Annotated in this window: 17 protein-coding genes; 5 read left to right on the top strand and 12 right to left on the bottom strand. The window is 64.1% G+C overall.

Features of this window, described 5'->3' with window-relative positions; genetic code table 11:
* Nucleotides 1–120: 120 nt before the first annotated feature.
* The 5 genes from S4A8_RS18270 to S4A8_RS18250 all read right to left on the bottom strand — a co-directional run bounded on the left by S4A8_RS18270 (nt 121) and on the right by S4A8_RS18250 (nt 4,695).
* Nucleotides 121–711 carry a class I SAM-dependent methyltransferase gene (locus tag S4A8_RS18270; protein ID WP_353221239.1) on the bottom strand — a complete coding sequence of 197 codons (591 nt, stop codon included), beginning with the start codon at nt 709–711 and terminating at the stop codon, nt 121–123.
* Nucleotides 708–1,376 carry a PIG-L deacetylase family protein gene (locus S4A8_RS18265; RefSeq protein WP_353221238.1) on the bottom strand — a complete coding sequence of 223 codons (669 nt, stop codon included), beginning with the start codon at nt 1,374–1,376 and terminating at the stop codon, nt 708–710. The genes S4A8_RS18270 and S4A8_RS18265 overlap by 4 nt, the downstream gene beginning before the upstream one ends.
* Nucleotides 1,373–2,407 (bottom strand): acyl-CoA dehydrogenase family protein, encoded by a 1,035-nt coding sequence (locus S4A8_RS18260; RefSeq protein ID WP_353221237.1) that lies wholly within the window; start codon nt 2,405–2,407, stop codon nt 1,373–1,375. The genes S4A8_RS18265 and S4A8_RS18260 overlap by 4 nt, the downstream gene beginning before the upstream one ends.
* Nucleotides 2,404–3,513, bottom strand: coding sequence for a glycosyltransferase family 2 protein (locus S4A8_RS18255; RefSeq protein ID WP_353221236.1), 1,110 nt, complete (start codon nt 3,511–3,513; stop codon nt 2,404–2,406). The genes S4A8_RS18260 and S4A8_RS18255 overlap by 4 nt, the downstream gene beginning before the upstream one ends.
* Nucleotides 3,514–3,630: 117 nt before the next feature.
* A complete protein-coding gene (locus S4A8_RS18250) occupies nt 3,631–4,695 on the bottom strand; it encodes a glycosyltransferase family 4 protein (protein ID WP_353180590.1) in 1,065 nt (354 codons plus the stop codon).
* Nucleotides 4,696–4,740: 45 nt separating this feature from the next.
* Here S4A8_RS18250 and S4A8_RS18245 point away from each other — a divergent pair, with 45 nt between their 5' ends.
* The gene (locus S4A8_RS18245) at nt 4,741–6,837 is read left to right on the top strand and encodes an HAD-IIB family hydrolase (protein ID WP_353221235.1); all 2,097 of its coding nucleotides are present in this window, start codon (nt 4,741–4,743) and stop codon (nt 6,835–6,837) included.
* Nucleotides 6,838–6,890: 53 nt separating this feature from the next.
* Entirely contained in the window at nt 6,891–7,709 is an 819-nt protein-coding gene (locus S4A8_RS18240; protein WP_502950760.1) for a glycosyltransferase family 2 protein, read from the top strand.
* Between the two features lie 103 nt (nt 7,710–7,812).
* Here S4A8_RS18240 and S4A8_RS18235 read toward each other — a convergent pair whose 3' ends face one another.
* The 3 genes from S4A8_RS18235 to S4A8_RS18225 form a co-directional block, all read right to left on the bottom strand.
* Nucleotides 7,813–8,967, bottom strand: coding sequence for a glycosyltransferase (locus S4A8_RS18235; protein ID WP_353221233.1), 1,155 nt, complete (start codon nt 8,965–8,967; stop codon nt 7,813–7,815).
* A 143-nt stretch (nt 8,968–9,110) separates the two neighbouring features.
* Nucleotides 9,111–9,782: an NYN domain-containing protein gene (locus tag S4A8_RS18230; protein WP_353221232.1), complete on the bottom strand. Its 672-nt coding sequence runs from the start codon at nt 9,780–9,782 to the stop codon at nt 9,111–9,113.
* Nucleotides 9,783–9,935: 153 nt separating this feature from the next.
* Nucleotides 9,936–11,138, bottom strand: coding sequence for an acetyl-CoA C-acyltransferase (locus S4A8_RS18225; RefSeq protein WP_353221231.1), 1,203 nt, complete (start codon nt 11,136–11,138; stop codon nt 9,936–9,938).
* Between the two features lie 342 nt (nt 11,139–11,480).
* On the opposite strand from S4A8_RS18225, the gene S4A8_RS18220 reads away from it, so the two are divergent.
* The gene (locus S4A8_RS18220; RefSeq protein WP_353221230.1) at nt 11,481–12,437 is read left to right on the top strand and encodes an NAD(P)H-dependent flavin oxidoreductase; all 957 of its coding nucleotides are present in this window, start codon (nt 11,481–11,483) and stop codon (nt 12,435–12,437) included.
* Nucleotides 12,438–12,748: 311 nt separating this feature from the next.
* Entirely contained in the window at nt 12,749–13,150 is a 402-nt protein-coding gene (locus S4A8_RS18215) for a four-helix bundle copper-binding protein (protein ID WP_353221229.1), read from the top strand.
* A gap of 139 nt (nt 13,151–13,289) precedes the next feature.
* On the opposite strand, the gene S4A8_RS18210 is transcribed toward S4A8_RS18215, so the two are convergent.
* The 4 genes from S4A8_RS18210 to tssI form a co-directional block, all read right to left on the bottom strand.
* Nucleotides 13,290–13,487 carry a hypothetical protein gene (locus tag S4A8_RS18210; RefSeq protein ID WP_502950758.1) on the bottom strand — a complete coding sequence of 66 codons (198 nt, stop codon included), beginning with the start codon at nt 13,485–13,487 and terminating at the stop codon, nt 13,290–13,292.
* A gap of 348 nt (nt 13,488–13,835) precedes the next feature.
* Nucleotides 13,836–14,150, bottom strand: coding sequence for a hypothetical protein (locus S4A8_RS18205; RefSeq protein ID WP_353221228.1), 315 nt, complete (start codon nt 14,148–14,150; stop codon nt 13,836–13,838).
* Nucleotides 14,147–14,923 (bottom strand): hypothetical protein, encoded by a 777-nt coding sequence (locus S4A8_RS18200; protein ID WP_353221227.1) that lies wholly within the window; start codon nt 14,921–14,923, stop codon nt 14,147–14,149. Before S4A8_RS18200 ends, S4A8_RS18205 begins: the two co-directional genes overlap by 4 nt.
* Nucleotides 14,901–17,699 carry a type VI secretion system tip protein TssI/VgrG gene (tssI, locus tag S4A8_RS18195; RefSeq protein ID WP_353221252.1) on the bottom strand — a complete coding sequence of 933 codons (2,799 nt, stop codon included), beginning with the start codon at nt 17,697–17,699 and terminating at the stop codon, nt 14,901–14,903. Before tssI ends, S4A8_RS18200 begins: the two co-directional genes overlap by 23 nt.
* On the opposite strand from tssI, the gene S4A8_RS18190 reads away from it, so the two are divergent.
* A partial coding sequence (locus S4A8_RS18190; RefSeq protein WP_353221226.1) for a hypothetical protein occupies nt 17,622–17,807 on the top strand: 186 nt, incomplete at its 3' end. The genes tssI and S4A8_RS18190 overlap by 78 nt on opposite strands.

Below are 17,807 nucleotides of genomic sequence, written 5' to 3'. Positions count from 1 at the left end.
GATGACTTCCATGGCTTGGTTCTGGCTGCTTATGATACTTGGGCCGTGGCCCAAAAAGGGCCTTTCTACCCGGCCACGTTCACGGTGGTCATCGACGGCGCCTGCGACGAATCGCCCCGTTCACGCAACCCCATATGCATCGACTCGCCAGCGCTGGTTACGTGACCGGCGGATGGGCGTGGCGCGGCGGGCGAGGGCGTTGATGAAGCGGTCGTGGATGTCGGCGGTGCGCTGGCGGTTGTCGGGGAATTCGATCTGGTGGTGGGCGAGGACCAGGCGGGCGCCGGGGGCGAGGGCATTGGCGACGTCCTTGGCCAGACGCTGCATGGCGCGCGGGGCGAGGTAGTAGAGCAGTTCGGCGATGACCACGGCTTCGTAGCGGTGGCCGGGCAGCGGTGCGGGCAGGGCGATGTGCCAGGCGTGGGCGTGGGGTGCGTCGGCCAGGGCCTGGCGGGTGAGCCGGGTCGCGCTTGCACTGCCGTCGCAGGTTTGCAGTTTGAGCGCGCGCCGGGCGAGTGCCTGGCTGTTGGAGCCGTTGCCGCTGCCCAGTTCCAGGATGCGAGCGATGGGACCGTCGCCGAGTGCGCGCAGGATGCATTGGCGTTTGATGGCTTCGTCGCGCGCGGTAAACGTGTCCCATGGGTCGGGGCCCACCCGGAATTTGGCTTCGAAGCCGGCCAGGTCGATGGCGTGGCGGGTAGCTGATTTCATGGCCGGTTTCCGAAGCGTTCGACCGGGTGGCCGAAGCGTACGAGCAGGTTGCGGTCGATTTCGAAGCCGTCGCTGTCGTCGACGATCTGGCCGGTCTGGCTACGGTAGAGCTTGAGCGCGGCCTGTTTCATCTTCGCGCGCGAGCGCAGGGGCCGCCGCAGCAGGCGCCCGCGCGGACGGGGCCGGTGGGGCTCAAGACGCGGCCATACGAGATAGGAAAGCCGCGCGATCGAGTCCGGCCAGGCGCGTTTGACTGCAGCGGCGGTGGCGCGGTGATCGGCGTGGTTGTCGTCGACCGAGGGCGTGACGATCAGATCCGGGCGTGGCCGGCGGGCGAGGTCGCGGGCCAGACGGGCGACGGTGGCGGGGCCGGCGAAACCGAGATCGCCGTCGGGATAGCCGAGAAAGCGCAGGTCCTGGCGACGAATGCCGGCGCGGCGCAGCACGCGTCGGGTTTCGCCGTAGCGAATATCGCGCAGTCGCGCACGCGGAAAACGCCGGCTGTGCCGGTGCGAGGCGCCGCCGTCGGTGACCAGCGTGACGTCGACGATCGCGCCGCGCGCGCGCAGGGCGGCGATCAGCCCGAAGGCGCCGATGGCTTCGTCGTCCGGATGTGGGGCCACGACATGGGCGCGCACCACGCGATCGAGATCGCACGCGTTCACAGCGAGAGCTCGATCGTGCCTGCTGCGGCGGCCGCGCCGGTTTTCACCCGCTGGGCGTCGGGCGCGGGCTGGCGCAGATAGACCATCAGATCGGCCATATGCGCACAGAGTGGTTCGGTTTCGAAAAATGCAGACAGGCCGACGCATTGCTGGGCCAGAGTGAGCACCTGTTCGCCCATGTCGAGCACGCTGCTGCGGGCGTTGGCGACCAGCGCGGGATGGCAGTCGGCCTCGGTTTCATACAGGCGTGCGGCGGTGCGCTCGACCATGGCGGCCGCGCTGTCGGCCAGGCCGAACAGGCGTCCCAGACGCCCAGCCTGATGCGGGTCGCGCTCGCGTTCGCGGGCGACCAGATGCCGGCGAACACCATCGAATACACCGGCGATGCCCCCGGCATGTACGGCCACGAAGCGTAGCGCGCCGGCGCTGAGCCAGGGTTCGCGTTCGTAGTCGCCGGGTTGGCCGATCAGGGCGTCGGCCTCGGTGAGCGGCGCGTTGTGCCAGCGCACGAGATGCGTATGCGAGCGCTGCATGCCCAGTACCTGCCACCACTGGGTATCGATAGTCGGCGGCGTGTCGTTGAGATCGACCACCAACAGTTGCTTGCGCGTCTGGTCCGGTATCTCGGCACTGACCAGTGCGTGACTGATCAGGCCCGCGCCGGAGGCAAAGGCCTTGCCGCCATCGAGGCGTTCGCGATCGAGCGTCAAGCCTTCCCCGGCCAGCGGTGCATTCCAGACACCGAATCGTGCGCCGTCACGGGCCGCGTGGTGTAGGCGCGCGGCGGTATCGGCATCGCCGTAGCGGGCAATGATCTGCAGCGCATCGATATGGCCTTCGAACAGGCGCGCCAGGGCGAGGTCGAAACGCCCGGCGGTATAGAGACGGCGCAGCAGTCGGCGATAGGTATCGAGATCGGCCGGGTCGTCCAGATTCAGGCCCTGTTGCAGGCAGGCGATGCCGTCGGCCATATAGGCGGCGTCGCCGGCAGTGCGGTCGAGGGCGGCGAGCGTGTCGGCGAGATCGTTCATGCGTGCGGACATTGATGGGCGGTTTCCAGCAGGGCGAGACGTTGTTCGGCGATATCCAGCGCAAGGTCTTGGGCGTTCGCCGGTTCGGGCGCGATGCGCATGACAAAGCCTTCGGCGCTTGCACACTGGGCCGCGATCACGCGCAGCTCGTCGGTGTCGCGGCCGGCGCGTTCGGCCAGCGCCTGCGCGATGGTCGTGTCGTCGAGGGTGTCGAATGCCTGGCGTGCCTGCGCGCACAGGCGATAACGCGCGAGGGCATTATCCGGGTCTTCAACGGCGGGCATGGCGCGTGTGGCCTGGCGGGCGCGCAGCGTATCGGCCAGGCCGTCGGTCGCGCGCCCGCACACTCGCGAGGAGGTGGCCACGCGTACGTTGCGATCGTGGCGTATGCGGTAGCCGGCTTTGCGGGCGGCGGTGACCAGGCCCACGTCTTCGTGACTGGCCACGTCGGCAAAACCGCCCAGCGCGGCATAGACATCGGCGCGAAAACCCAGGCTCGCGCCGCCCTGCGAATGGTGCGAGGGCGCCGGGTCGTGCACGAGGGGGTCGACAGTGCGCTGCAGACTGCGCAGGCGTTCCCAGTAGCGTTCCACGCGCCGGTGCATTTCGGCTGGCGCGGCGTCGGGGCGTTCGATATAGCCGGCCACCACATCGGCCTGTTCGAGGGCGCGAATGCTGGTTTCGATCCAGTCCGGGGCGGGGATGGAATCGGCATCGGTCGTAAGCAGCAGTTCGATATCGCCCGGGCGTCGTGTGCGCGCGAGCAGGCGCGCGCCCAGATCCATGGCCGCGCGCCGCGCCCGTCCGGCACGGGCTTCGGGCTGGCGCGCAATACGCGCGCTGGTCAGGCGGTAGTCGAGTTGCGATTGGCGCGCCTGTACGTAGGCCTGGCCGCCGTCGTCGCAGCCATCGAACAACAGACAGATGGCAAAACAATCGCGGCTTGCCGTCTGGCGGGCAAAGGCGTCGAGCAACGCCGGCAGGCCGTCGCGTTCGTCGCGCACGGGGATGCAGACCGCGATACGGGTACGCAGGCCGGTCATCGGGTGCATCGACAGCGTGGGCGCGCCACCTGGGGTACAGGCGTGCGCAATCCCCTCAGACATGGCGCGTGCTCGCTTGGCTGGGCATGGGCGCCGATGGTAGCCCCTGGGGGCAAACCGGGTAATGCGTAGTTATGCGGGCGTTTGCCGGGGCCTGGGCCGATGTGTGCGCGTACGGGTTCAGGCATCAGCGAGCAGCTGACGATAGAGTGCGACATAATCGCGGGCCATGCGGTCGGCGCTAAAGCGTTCGAGAAAGCGGGCTCGAATCGTGGCGGCGTCGAGTTCGGGCAGGCGGGCCACGGCGGCCACGGCGTCGTCGATGCTGTCGACGATAAAGCCAGTTACGCCGTGTTCGACGACTTCGGGCACCGCGCCGTGATTCCATGCGATAACCGGCGTGCCGCAGGCCATGGCTTCGATCATGACCAGCCCGAAGGGCTCCGGCCAGTCGATAGGAAAGACCAGCGCGCGGGCCTCGGCGAGTAGTGCGCGCTTGCCGGCATCGTCGACCGCGCCGACGTGCTCGATGGCACCGCCGAGCGCGGGACGCACGTGGTGTTCGAAATAGTACGGATTTCCGGGGTCGCGACTTCCCGCTAGTTTGAGCGCATGTTCGCAACGTCTGGCAATCTCGATCGCACGGTCGGGGCGTTTCTGATCGGTCATGCGGCCGATGAATACCAGCGTGTCGCGTCTGGCGTTTGTCGGCGGCAGCGCAAAGCGTGCCGGGTCGAGCCCGTGCGCGACCACGCCGCGACAGTTGGAAGACGGTATCGTGGCTGCCTGACTGGCCGAAATGGCGGCGACGGGCAGATCCGCAAAGGCCGAGAAGAACAGCTGGCGGTCGAGTTCGTCGGTACGCCAGTGGATGGTGGTGAGGCTGTGTTTGCGCCGCTCGCCGAGCAGGGCGGCATGAAAGAACTCGCCGTGGCAATGCACGATATCGAAATCGTCCAGGCGTTCACGCAGCCGTTCCAGAAGCGCGGCTTCGAGTACGCCGGGCAGGCCGGGCGGCACGGGTGTGTCGCCGGCTTCGAAAAAGGCCAGGCTTTCGAGTGCGCTCACGCAGGGCAGATCGAGCTCGCTGTCGGCGCTTGCGAATACGGTGACCTGATGGCCGAGTGCGTTCAGCGCATGGCTCAGGTCGACCACGATACGCTCGGTGCCGCCGGCCTCGCGGGCCGGCAAAGGCAGAATGACGGGTGATACCTGCGCGATACGCAGCGCTCGGTTCGGGTTCATGGCACGGGGATGATGGTTCACGGCGACACAGGATATAGCGCGCCCATGTTTATCATGCACATCGCCCTGCAAGGGTGTCTTCGAGCCCACGATGTCGAATACGGCATTACCGCCGACACCGGTGGGCATATTCGCTATCTGCTGGAACTGGCGCAGACCTCGGCGCGTGATCGCGATATCGAGCGTATCGATATCGTCACGCGCGCCTTCGATGCGGATTTCACCGACGGGGACTATCGCATTGGCTGCGAATACGTGAACCCGAAGGTGCGCATCGTGCGCCTGCCCACACCGGACCCGGCCTATCGCAGCAAGGAAGCACTCTGGGATCAGCTGCCGGCGTTCGGCGATGCGCTGGTCGACTATATCGATCGCCTCGAGCGCGCGCCGCAGTTGTTGCATGCCCACTATGCCGATGCGGGGCATATCGCCGGGCTGGTCAAGCAACGCCGCGGTATCCCGTTCGTGTTCACCGCGCATTCGCTGGGCCAGCCCAAGCGGGATTACACCGCTGCCACACGCCGCGACGAAGAGGTGGACACGCCAGCCGAACGCGCGCTCGACCGGCGCATCGCCACCGAAAACGCGGCGCTGCGCGATGCCAGTCTGGTCATTGCCAGTTCGCGTGACGAAGCCGAACTCCAGTATGCGCAATACCCCGATTACGACCCTGGGCGCATACGCGTGATCCGCCCGGCCAGCGACTTGCAGGCCTTTGCCCAGTCGCAGCCCAATGCGCGGGTGCATGCCATGCTCTCGCGTTTTTTGACCGAGCCGGACAAGCCGGCGTTGCTGGCCATCGCACGCCCGGTCACGCGCAAGAATCTGGCGAGTCTGATTCGCGCTTATGGCGAGTCCCCGGCGTTGCAGGAGCACGCGAACCTGGTGATTCTGGCCGGGGAGCGTCAGTCGCTCGATGCGCTGGAGCCGGAAATTGCCGACAACCTGCGCGATATGCTGGCGCTGATCGACCACTACGATCTCTATGGGCGGGTGGCCTATCCCAAGCAGCATCACGGGGCCGATGTGCCCAGTGTCTATGCCTGGGCGCGGGTACGCGGTGGGTTGTTTGCCAATGTCGCGTTCAACGAACCGTTCGGCTTGACCCTGCTGGAAGCCGCCGCGGCCGGGCTACCGGTCGTCGCCACTGATTCCGGCGGGCCGAACGATATCATCGAGCAGTGCCACAACGGCGTGCTGGTCAACCCGTGTTCGACCGATGCGATCGCCGCAGCCGCGCTCGCGCTGTTCGACGACCACGAGCGCTGGATCGCCTGCCAGGCGAGTGGGCGCAAGGCCACGTCCGTGTTCGACTGGAGCCGGCATGTCGACTATTACCATCGCCTGCTGCATCGCCTGAGCGGCAGCACGGGGGAACGTGTGGCCAGACGCTGCAGTCGTTTCGACGCCATGCTGGCCTGCGATATCGATGGCACGCTGGTGGGCTGTAGCCAGGGCGTGATCCGTTTCAATGCCTGGTATGCCGGCCAGCCGCGGCTACGTTTCGGCGTGGCGACCGGGCGCAGTTTTCACAGCGCCTTGTTGATTCTCGAGCAGGCCGGTATCGAGTGGCCCGATTTTCTGATCACCTCGGTCGGCGCGGAGATCTATCGCCTGGCCGACGATGGCGTGCGCTACGTGCGCGATACGCGCTGGGCCGAGCGGATCGACCGTGGCTGGCAACGCGCGGCGGTAGCCGAGGTGCTCGATGCCGTGCCCGAGCTGGTCGCCCAGTCGCCGCTGGAACAGCGGGCGCACAAGATCAGCTATCTGTGCGAGGCAGGCATCGACATCGCACCGCGCCTGCGCCGATTGCTCGCCGAACACGGCCTCGAGGCGCGGGTGATCCACAGCAACGAGCGCTGTGTGGATGTGCTGCCGGTACATGCCTCGAAAGGCGCGGCGGTGGCCTATCTGGCCGATGAAGCCGATATCCCCCAGGAGCGCGTCTATGTGGCCGGCGACTCCGCCAACGATCTGGAAATGCTGCAAACGCTGCCCTGTGCGATCGTGGTGGCCAACCACCGCGACGGCTTGGTCAAGGCATGCGGCCTGACCCATGCGTATTTCGCCAGCGCCGGACATGCACGCGGGGTGATCGAAGGCGTGGCACATTTCCAGGCTCGGTGCCACGCCTCGTGAAAACGAGCGTGCTCACCCTGGTACGGGGCCGGCACGGGCATCTGGTCAATCTCATGCACGGGCTCAATGCCCAGTCGCAGCGGCCCGACGAGCTCGTCATCGCCTGGATGCAACCGGAAATCGAGGATGACCTGCCCGCCACGGATTTCGACGTACGCCATATCCGGGTCGCCGGTTCGGCGTTGCCGCTGGCGCGGGCTCGCAATCTCGCGGCCGAATACGCTGCCCACGACGGGCTGATCTTTCTGGATGTGGACTGCATCCCCGCGCCCGAGCTGGTGCGATGCTATCGCCATGCACTGGCCGAGCGTGCGGGCCTGTTCATGGGCGAGGTGCGCTATCTGCCCGCCGATGCCGTGCGCGTCGACGCAGCCGGCACGCCGGATTTCGATCGCCTGGATCAACTCGGCGAGATCCACCCCGCACGTCCCGCGCTGGATACCGACGCGCCAGTGCCCGAAGGCGATGCCGGCCAGCTCTGGGGGCTATCGTTCGCCCTGCGTCGGCAAGATCATGTGCGCGCTCGGGGCTTCGATGAAGCCTACGAAGGCTATGGCGGCGAAGAAACCGACTATGCCTGGCGCCTGGCTGCGGCCGGCGTGGATTTCTACTGGCTGGCCGGCGCACGTGCCTGGCATCAGCACCATCCGCTCTATCGACCGCCGTACCCGCATTTCGATGCAATCGTGACCAATGCGCGCCGTTTTCGTGCCCGCTGGGGGCGTTGGTGCATGGATTACTGGCTGGGCCTGTTTCGCGAAGCAGGGTTGATCGACTGGAGCCCCGCGGCAGACGATATCGTGGTTCGACGCCGCCCGAGCGCGGCCGAGATCGAGGCCGCCCGCCTGGATGGCGCCGTGCGCTATGGCTAGGGCCGGCCTGTCAGGCCGCGATCAGTACAGCTGATCTCGTCAGCGGTTTTAACCGCCTGATCAAGGCGAAAAAAAAGCGTCCGTTTGGGCGGGGCGCCAAGCCTTATGTGCCGGTGGCCGCGATCGATACCTGTGGCGCCGCGCGGTGGCCCTGTCGCGTTTCCTCCTGCCAGAGCGTGTCCATGCGCGACATCAGCCAGCCCGCGGCCCGCGCGGCGGCGTGTGGGTCGTGAAGACCGCGTTGGCATTCGATATCGAGCGCGCGAGCGCGTTCGAGCAGATCGCGCCAGCCTTCGAGATCGCCCGGCCAGCGCGGCAGATGAATGGCCGCACCCACGGCCGCCAGCGATTCGGCCTTGCGTTGCTGTTCGTCGAAATAACGCCATTCCGGCGCACAGATATAGGGCCGGCCGGTACGCATGATTTCGTGCACGGTGTTGTCGCCGGCCGACGCGATCACGATATCGGCGGCGGCGATGTAATCGCTGGTATGCGATACCCAGCCGTGATTGACCAGATTGGCGAAATCCGTTTCATGGCCTTCGCGATGCAACGGCCCCACGGTGACGAACAGGGTGTCGGGCGCGGCACGCGCGGCCATGGTCAGTGGGGCGTAGGGCGTACCCGCGCCACCGCCGCCGGTGATGGCCACCACGAGTTCGCGCTCTGCGGGAAGGCCCAGCGCGCGGCGTGCCTCGGCGCGGTCGTCGCGGCGCTGACTGCTGGTGCACAGCCCGCCGCTGTAGAAGGTCTTGGCCCGCGCCCAGTCGGGATAGTCGGGCTGTTCCAGGCGGGCATCGAAGGGGGCAAGCATGCCGGTACAGGCATCGTAGGCTGCGGTATGGCCGGCATCGCTACGGTTGCCGTGCATGCGGATCTTGATGGCCGGCACGCTGGCGATACGTGCGAGCAGGGCCAATTCGGCCGATACGTCGATCACGAACAGCCCCGTGCCCCGATCATCGAGATGATCGAGGATACGGCGCATGGTCTGGCGCATCGGGGCCAGCCCCAGCGGCACGCAGTGCATGACCGCCGGCGTGGGTTGATCGTAGAGTGCGGGCGTGGGCACGGGCGCGCCGATCATGTTCGGCAGGGGCACGATCTCGATATCGCGCTCGAAGCCGTCGAACAAGGACGGGTCGGCCGTGAGCACGCTCACCGGCTGGCTTGCCGGCAGCTCACGCACAATGGCCATCGTGCGCTGGGCATGCCCGCGGCCCTGGTGATGAACGAAAAAACTGATCGGCTTGGCCATGAGCGCAACGCGTCGAAACCCGGCGAGCCGGGCGGGGAATGCATCGGCTCATGATCGGCCCAGGCGGCGTTCTCGCAAACCGTAGTTTCCGGTAGACCCATTAAATTTTGTTTTGCAGACCCAACCTTTGGGAAATCGCGTGATTACCATGCGTCAGGTTTGAGGATCGGCTTTCCTTTGCGGTTGATTACGGCCCTTGGTAACTGACTGCGCGATAGGTCTTCTGCTTTGAGCTGCCTTCGAGTCCAGTGGGCTAGCGCATCCAATTGCCCGCTACGTCGACTGAAACGATTGAGCGAAGGCAAAACCACACCCCGGACGATGTCGGGAAAATCGTGTTTGATGATGCCCAGTGCCGGCGCAAGATCAGAATCGTTACTCACGAGGACGATTTGATTCACGCGGTTGTGCGCCGCGTCGCGGTACATATGCAGGCTAATGTTGACGTCGGTTTGCTTTTCCTCAAGCACCTCGACCCGCTCGAGTTCGCCCGTTTCCAGTAAACGCGCCTTTTTGATCGTCGAGGCATGGTAGCCGTTGATGACTTCTGTCGGCCCCGAGGGCGCAAACTTCAGTGCGTTGTGGTAGCGGCGTTGCCGATCCGGCGAAGCCGGGTCCGATACGTATCGTCCCAGGATCGGCGCGGTGAAAAACTTGACGGTGACAAGTTCGAACGCCGGATTCGGCGCCGACTCCATGATGATTCGTTCGATGAGACGACCTAGATCCAACCATTTAAATCGACTACCGGTGAGCGCCGAGTAGTAGAGGTTATAGCCATCGATATAAGCTATGGTGCGTAATGGTCTAAGCACGCGATCAGCTGATTGATAGATCTACAAATGAAAAAACCGCCCGAAGGCGGCTTTTTCGCCCCAAGGCGTAGGTCATCGTGACCACGCCAAGGGGTAGGTTAGAGATCAGTATTCAACAAACGCTTGATTAATGCAATACCTTATTCAAGTTCGTTAGAACACTTCGAACAGGCCGGCCGCGCCGATGCCGCCGCCTACGCACATGGTCACGACCACATACTTCGCACCGCGACGCTTGCCTTCAATGAGGGCATGGCCGGTCATGCGTGCACCCGACATGCCGTAGGGATGGCCGATGGCGATGGAGCCGCCGTTGACGTTGTACTTGTCCGGGTCGATACCCAGATAATCACGGCAATACAGGCACTGGCTGGCGAAGGCTTCGTTGAGCTCCCACAGGCCGATGTCGTCGACCTTCAGGCCGTAGCGTTCCAGCAGTTTCGGCACGGCATAGATGGGGCCGATGCCCATTTCGTCCGGGTCGCAGCCGGCTACCGCCATGCCGACATAGGCACCCAGCGGTTCCAGGCCGCGGCGTTCGGCTTCGGCGGCTTCCATGAGCACGCTGGCCGAGGCGCCGTCCGACAGCTGCGAGGCGTTGCCGGCGGTGATGAAACGGCCTTCGCTGATCTGCTGGCCGTTCTTGAACACCGGGTTCAGGCCCTGCAGGCCTTCCAGCGTCGTGCTCGGGCGGTTGCCTTCGTCGCGGTCGAGGGTGACTTCGACTTCGCTGATTTCGCCGGTCTGCTTGTCCTGCTGCTTCTTGATGGTGGTCAGCGGCACGATTTCGTCATCGAACTTGCCGGCTTCCTGGGCGGCTGCCGTGCGCATCTGCGACTGGTAGGCATATTCGTCCTGCGCTTCGCGCGAGACGTTGTAGCGATCGGCCACCACTTCGGCGGTTTCGAGCATGGACATGTAGATGTCCGGACGATGCTCGACCAGCCACGGGTCGCGGGCACGGAAGGTGTTCTGGTGCTCGTTCTGGACCAGCGAAACCGACTCCAGGCCGCCGCCGACGACGATATTCATACGGTCGTTGACGATCTGCTTGGCTGCGGTGGCGATGCCCATCAGGCCCGAGGCGCACTGGCGATCGATAGTCATGCCCGGTACCGAAGTCGGCAGGCCGGCACGAATCGCGCACTGGCGGGCCACGTTCTGGCCGGTGGAGCCCTGCTGGAGCGCCGCACCCATGATCACGTCGTCGATGTTTTCGCCCTGGAGCTTGGCGCGCTTGAGCGCATGCTCAATGGCATGGCCGCCGAGTGCCTGTGCCTGGGTGTTGTTGAAGGCGCCGCGATAGGCCTTGCCGATCGGCGTGCGGGCGGTGGAAACGATGACTGCTTGTCGCATGGGACTCCTCGATTGTTCTTGCGGTAGTGGCCTGGCGCGTTGTTGTTCGGCCCGTCAGGGCAGGCGGGTTACGCGGATTGGCTGTGGCGCCGGGCCGTCGGGGCAATGAAAGCCGCTATAAGTTTTTTGAAACGGCCTTTCGAAAAAAGCCGTGTCGCAGTATGTTGAGCCGCGTAAAGGGCGTCAAGCGAGCTCGACGCCATGGTTTGGCGGCTACACAGGCTTGGCGCGCGATCCCTGTGCTGCGGTATCGCGGCCTCATGCCATCACGTATCTTACACGCGGTGAACGATCGTTCGGTATCGTTCGTCGTCTAATTGCGAGAAAAAAAAAGGAGTCTTCATGTCGCTGGTCGATCAACTCAACGCCCAGATGCGTCTGCCGGTCATCGGGTCGCCGATGTTCATCCTGTCCAATCCGGATCTCGTGATCGCCCAGTGCATGAGCGGTATCGTCGGCTCGTTTCCGGCGTTGAACGCGCGCCCGGCCGAGGAGCTGCCGGTATGGCTCGAGCGCATTACCACCACGCTGGACGAGGCCCGTGCAGCCGACCCGCAGGCCAAGATCGCGCCGTTTGCGGTGAACCAGATCGTGCATGCGTCGAACGACCGGCTCGAACACGATCTGAAAGCCTGTGCGGACTTCAAGGTGCCGTTGATGATTACCAGCCTGCGCGCGCCGCACGCCGCGGTCGAGGTAGCCCACGACTACGGCGGCCACGTGTTTCACGACGTGATCAGCGTGCGCCATGCCGAGAAGGCGATCGAAGCGGGTGTGGACGGGTTGATCGTGGTCTGTGCCGGCGCGGGCGGCCATGCCGGCACCCTCAGCCCGTTTGCGCTGGTTTCCGAAATCCGCCAGTTCTGGGACGGCCCGCTGATTCTGTCCGGCTCGATCACCCGTGGCGAACATATTCTCGCCGCCCAGGTAATGGGTGCGGATTTCGCCTATATGGGCACGCGGTTCATCGCCAGCGCCGAGGCGAACGCGGTCGACGAATACAAGGCGATGGTCACCGAATCCACCGCCAAGGACGTGATCTACTCCAATCTGTTCACCGGCGTGCACGGCAATTATCTGCGCGGCTCGATCGAAAACGCGGGGCTGGACCCGAACGCGTTGCCCGAATCCGGCAAGGAAGCCATGACCTTCGGCAGTGACCGCGAGAAGAAGAAAGCCTGGAAGGATATCTGGGGCGCCGGGCAGGGCGTGGGCAGTATCGACAGCGTGCTGCGGGCCAGTGAAATCGTCGACCGCCTGGCGACCGAATACGCGGCCGCGCGCAAGCGGTTCGCTTAAGCCGGCACGGTCGTCGCGGTGCCGGCCGGGTGGCTGGCACCGCAGCGGATCAGGCGTGGTCTGGCGCCGAATCGCGCACTGATCGGGCGCCAGACGCGGCTGGTCCGAGCGTTAGACGCCGGCAGGCGCAGCGAGCGCGATCACGTATCGCGCTCATGACAGTGGCGGCCGCGCCCTCCGTAAGACTGCTGATATACCCGCAGCACGGGTTTCGTTTCCATGCGGCTTCAACAGCCGCCGCCCCCGCCGGGCGGCGGATACGAATTCTAACGTGGGCGCGGTAGCGCGCTGACGTCGCAAGGAGCGAAATCATGCAAGCAGAAGCCATGCTCAAGAGCCACCCGAACCCGCTGTCGGTCCAGAAACAGCTGGTCGCCTGTGTCGAAGCCTGCTTTGACTGTGCGCATCACTGCACCGCCTGTGCCGATGCCTGTCTGGCCGAAGACAACGTAGCCGACCTGCGCGGCTGCATCCGAACCGATCTCGACTGTGCCGACATCTGCAACGCCACCGCACGTGTGCTGTCGCGCCAGACCGCCTTTGGCGAATCGCCGGCCGCCACGCAGGTCAAGGCCTGCCGCGACGCCTGCCAGAAATGCGCCGCGCATTGCGAAGGCCACGGCGATCAGAACGCGCACTGCGCGCGCTGTGCCGAAGCCTGCAACCGCTGCGTGAAGGCCTGCGACGATCTGCTGGGCGAGATCGACTCCTAAGGCACCACTGCCTTAAGTTCGGCATGCGGCAAACGCATGCTGCATAACGAAAGCGCGGCTCGTTCAGCACGAGCCGCGCTTTTTTTTGGGGTCGCGATATGCCAACGCTGCGATCAGCGGTCGCTAACCATTAAGTTCTCTAAATCCAGGCATCCGGCCAATCATCGAAATCGCCGATGTGGCGCCGATCGGCAAACAGGCTAAACAGCGGCGCCGCCGGGAAATCGTTAACGCGAATGGTCAGGCGCACCGATTTAAGAGTCGCAGAAAACGGATATTCCGGGTCTTCTGTTTCATGCCACGCGATCTCTTTACAGCGTAGGTTTGCCATATCCACCGGGATTACCTATGTGCGCTTACCGCTATTTCTCTCGGAACGCCGTTCCGTGCCAACGGAGACATCGCGAGCGGCGAAAGTGCAACGCCGCCAGAGGGGCAGCGACGGAAGCGTCGCATTATCCCTCGCAGTTTCATGCCTTCGCGGCCAGCCCGGCGACGGTTTAACGCATGCTATCGTCGATCCATAAATTCGGATCGCTTCGTACCATGCGTCGGCTTCTAGCTCCAACGCTTATCTGTGCTATCGCGTTCACCGCTTGCGGCACGGCGGCGGCCGGTACAGCTGAGTCGCGAGAAGCCCCGACCACCGGCAGCTATCCCGATGTGTACGTCCATCCCATAGTGGTTAGGTCGAGAAGTTATTTTCCCCTAAAACTTTTGCGATAAGCTTCTCCTGTTCATCAGGGTCCTCATGCTCAACCAAGAAACAAAAGTCCGCATACTGTTCTTCTAGATCAGCGTATTTTCTTAGCTCGCCTTCGGTAAAGGTATATGCGCAAGGCATATTATCAATCGGTTGATCAATTTTCTTAGCTTTGGCCTTTTCGATATAAGGCTTAAGTATTCGAAGACAGTCTTTAGCCGAGATGTCGGTCTTGGCATAGTGTTTCAGCATTTTCTCAAGCTTAATCGCGCTCTCTCTGATCTCAGCTTGTTTCACGGGCTGCTCCCGATTGTTCGTCGGTATACCGGCTCCGACCAGTCGCCCCTGTAGGGTACTACTGTTTGCGTCGCACCGCCTTGACGTCGAATAGATCCTTCTACCGTAGGTGCTACTTCGCTGGTAAATATAGTAGGATTTCGGCCGGGCTTCGGAGTTATCGAATACAGGTCGTACGCGGAGGATTCACTAGAAGCAGGAAGCCCCAGGCTGTCCGCCAACTTCTCGGGTTTTTGTGTAAGTTTGAGCATTTCTTCGCGAGTGGCAAAGAAAGGCGAATGGTGCCCAACTCTTTCTCCACGTGGAACTACTTTCATCAGCTCCGTCCCGCTTTCCGCTAAACCCACCTGCGGCAATGTGCGACCGCTCTGCAAGTTTGCTTTAGCTCGTTGGTTTAAGGTTCTTAAACTTGCGTTTGGATCTTCCTTCGCCAGTTCACGCAACATGGTTCGCCCTTCCTCGCTGTTCAATGGGTTGGCACGAACTCCTAGGGGGGTGAATTCGCCGGTACGCGCCGCTCTTGTAGCCCGTACCACGCGATTCGTGCGATCAACAGTCCCCTCAACGGTCTCACTGATATTCCGCCAAAGCGCGCGTACCAACGCAGAGATATTGTCCGCGAGTTTGTCGATGCCGTCGTAGATTGCGAGCAGTACGCGCGCCAGCCGGCCGTGTTGGGATAACGCTTCGCGTAGTTTTGCGCCGTAGCCCAGGAGTCGGGCGGCCAGTACGGCCGCGCCTGCACCGGCGCTAATGGCAGCGAGAACTGCCAAGACGACTGAGATCAGCAGCTCGGGCACGATATAGCCCACGCCAACGCCGATGCCTTCGGCCCAGAGATTGGGCGGCAGGGCCGCGAACAGTGCACCGACTGATGCGAATATCTTCTGCAATATCTCGCTTTCGCGACACATCTCGATCAAGTTCGCCCAGCTCCCCGCCCATGGCCGCCAGGGTTTCGATGGTGATCTGGACGGCGTCCACGCTCTGTTCATAGAGCGCTTTGAAGAACTCGAACAGCGCCTCGCGTTGGGCCCAGAGGCGTTGTATCTCCTCGCTTGCGTCTTCCAGGGCGTCGCCGGCCGCGTCGATGCCTTCGCCGGCAGCGTAGGCGACCGGGAAGACCTTGCCGAGCATGGGCAGATCGCTGTACCAGTCGACCAGGTCTTCGCCTTGACCAACGATCCATGAGCCGGCGCTGGAGGCCCAGCCGCCAACTTGTTGAAGAAAGCCGACCTGGTCTTCGCCCCAGGCGAAGGCGCGTTCGCCGTTGATATCGGCAAACGTCTTCGTGTCGGTGATTGGCGTTTGCCAACGATCGTCGTATTGGCCTTTGACGCCGACCCAGTGCAACGGCTGAATCGGCCCGCCCATGTGCGGCAAGCCGCGCTCGGCGTGGCCCGGCCCCGTAAACACCTTATTCCCCGCATGCACGGTGAGTGTGCCCGGACAGGCCACGGTAATCTTGCCGCCTTCGAGCGTCACTGAAGCGCCGTCGGCGGTGGCCAGCTTCACGGCCTTTTTGCCCGCGAACTCGCCTTCGGCATTGGCGCTGGCGATCTTGAGGCTGTCCTTGCTCTGTACCTTCATCTGGTCGGCCTGGGCCTGCAGGTCCAGGTCGCCCTGGCCGGCGATGAGTTTCAGGCCATCGCCCGAGCCCTGCACGCCGGCCAGCACGCCAATCGACTGGCCGCTATGGATATGCAGGCGTTCGCCGATGGCCCAGTTGCTGTCGCTGCCGCTGGCGACGGTTAGCGTTTCATCGGCATGCCAGTGCACGTCCTGACCGGCCACGACACCGAGGCCGGCCTTGGCAGCGATCGCCAGGATCGGATCGGCGGGGTGAGGGCGTTTGGTGTCGCTTAATGCCGTGTTTTTGTTGGCCGCGTCTTCAGTCGCTTTGTTCCAGTCGGCCGCATCAACTTGACCCTGGGCCGTTTTGAGCAGCGCGGCCAACGGGCTGGCTTCGGGATCGATCGTCGATTGATTCGCCTTCGTTGCGCCCAGATGGGCGGCTAATGCCGTGGTCGTATGCGTTGTTGCGATCTGGCTATAGCTTTCGCCGAGCTGATTGGCCTGTTTGAGCAGGGCCTGGCCGGCGGTGAAGTCGCCGGCGGGTTCGCTGGGCTGGATGCCGTAGGTGGATAGCAGCACGCCGCGCTCACCCCGTACTGCCCCATAGGCATCGGTTCTAAGCTCGAAGCCCGTCCCCCGAAAACTGCCACGGAAGTTGTCGGCCTGATGGATCAGATGGCCGAGGTTGAGCTGGCTATGGGCCTGGGTGGTGGCGAGCTGCACGCGCTGCTGGCCATCCGTGTCGTCGAACACGAGCTGGTTGTGGCCGCTGCCACCGAACTCCTGGGTCTTGGTGCCGGACAGGGCCGCGGCATTGCGATGATCGTTATCGCCAGCGGCGGAGCCGTGCCAGGCCGGGGCCTGGTCGCTAGCGAGATTGCCCTGAGCCGAGGGGGCATGGTCGGCGGCTTGTTGATAGGCGGACGTGTCGCTTTCACGCTGCGTGCCGCCGGGCGTAGCGGGTGTGCCCGCTTCGCCCTGGCCGTTGTAGAGGCTGCTGGTGACCACCGGTCGGTCGATATCGCCGCCGAGAAACTGCACCAGGACTTCCTGGCCGATGCGCGGGATGAACTGCTGGCCGTGGCCCGCCCCGGCATCGCGCTGTACACAACGAATCCAGCAGGTCAGCCGGTCATCGGCGGCCTCACCGGCTTGCCAGTGAAAACGCACCTTGATGCGCCCGAGCGCGTCGGTGTGCAGTTCATCCGCGCCGGCCGGGGCCGTGGCCCCGTCGGGGCCGACCACGGTCGCGGTCTGCGCGCCCGGTGCGGTCGGGCGCGGGTTGAAACGCAGGCCGGTGTCGTCGGCCAGTACGGGGCGCCAGGGCACATCGCGACGGATGGCATCGAACCGGTTGGCATAGCCCGTTTGCTTTGCCTGCGCCAGCAGGTCGGGATCGGCCTGTTCGCCATGCGCCGCCGGTATCTTGCCCAGCCGGGCTTCGATGCGTTTGGCCAGATCATTCGGCAGGTTGTTGATGCCGACATGACTTACGCTCAGCACCAGGAACTGGCGTTTACGTTCGTCTTCATCGCCGGTGGCCGAGGCGAGTTGATCGAGATTGGATTCGGTGAGGGTGAACAGACGACCGCAGCGGAGCGTGCGCACGCTGGACTCGCCGTGCCAGGTCTTGGTGCGGGCTTCGGCGGCTTCCAGGGCGAGCCGGGTATAGCGCTCGGCTTCGGCGGCGCTGGCCCAGGCATAGGGCCCCGCATAATCGTAGGCCTCGAGTACCGGGGCACCGTCGGCGCCGTAGCGCGTGTCGGTGGGCAGGCCCGCGCTGATATTGGCTTTGCGCTTGTAATCAAAACTGGTGCTCGACAACACCGCATAGGGCAGGCTGCGGGTGGCCCCGAACTGCTGGATGGCATCCTGGGGTTCCTGGCTGGCCGCGCGATGAAAACGAATGCCGGCCCCGCCGAGGGCATTGGCCGAGGTCGCGTCCTCGGGCAGGTGGGCAGCGTCGGCAAACAGGACCAGCCGATGCCCGGCCGGGGCTTCGTCGTCGGTGACAAAATGAAAGGTTCATCGCACATTACCGGGAAATGCGTCTCGGATCTTGAGGAAGAAGTAGGCGCTGTC

This window comes from Salinisphaera sp. S4-8, from assembly GCF_040361235.1.
In the GTDB taxonomy this organism is placed as follows: Bacteria; Pseudomonadota; Gammaproteobacteria; order Nevskiales; family Salinisphaeraceae; genus Salinisphaera.
Note: the sequence above shows the minus strand (reverse complement) of the source record. Positions and strands in the feature narration are given on the sequence as shown.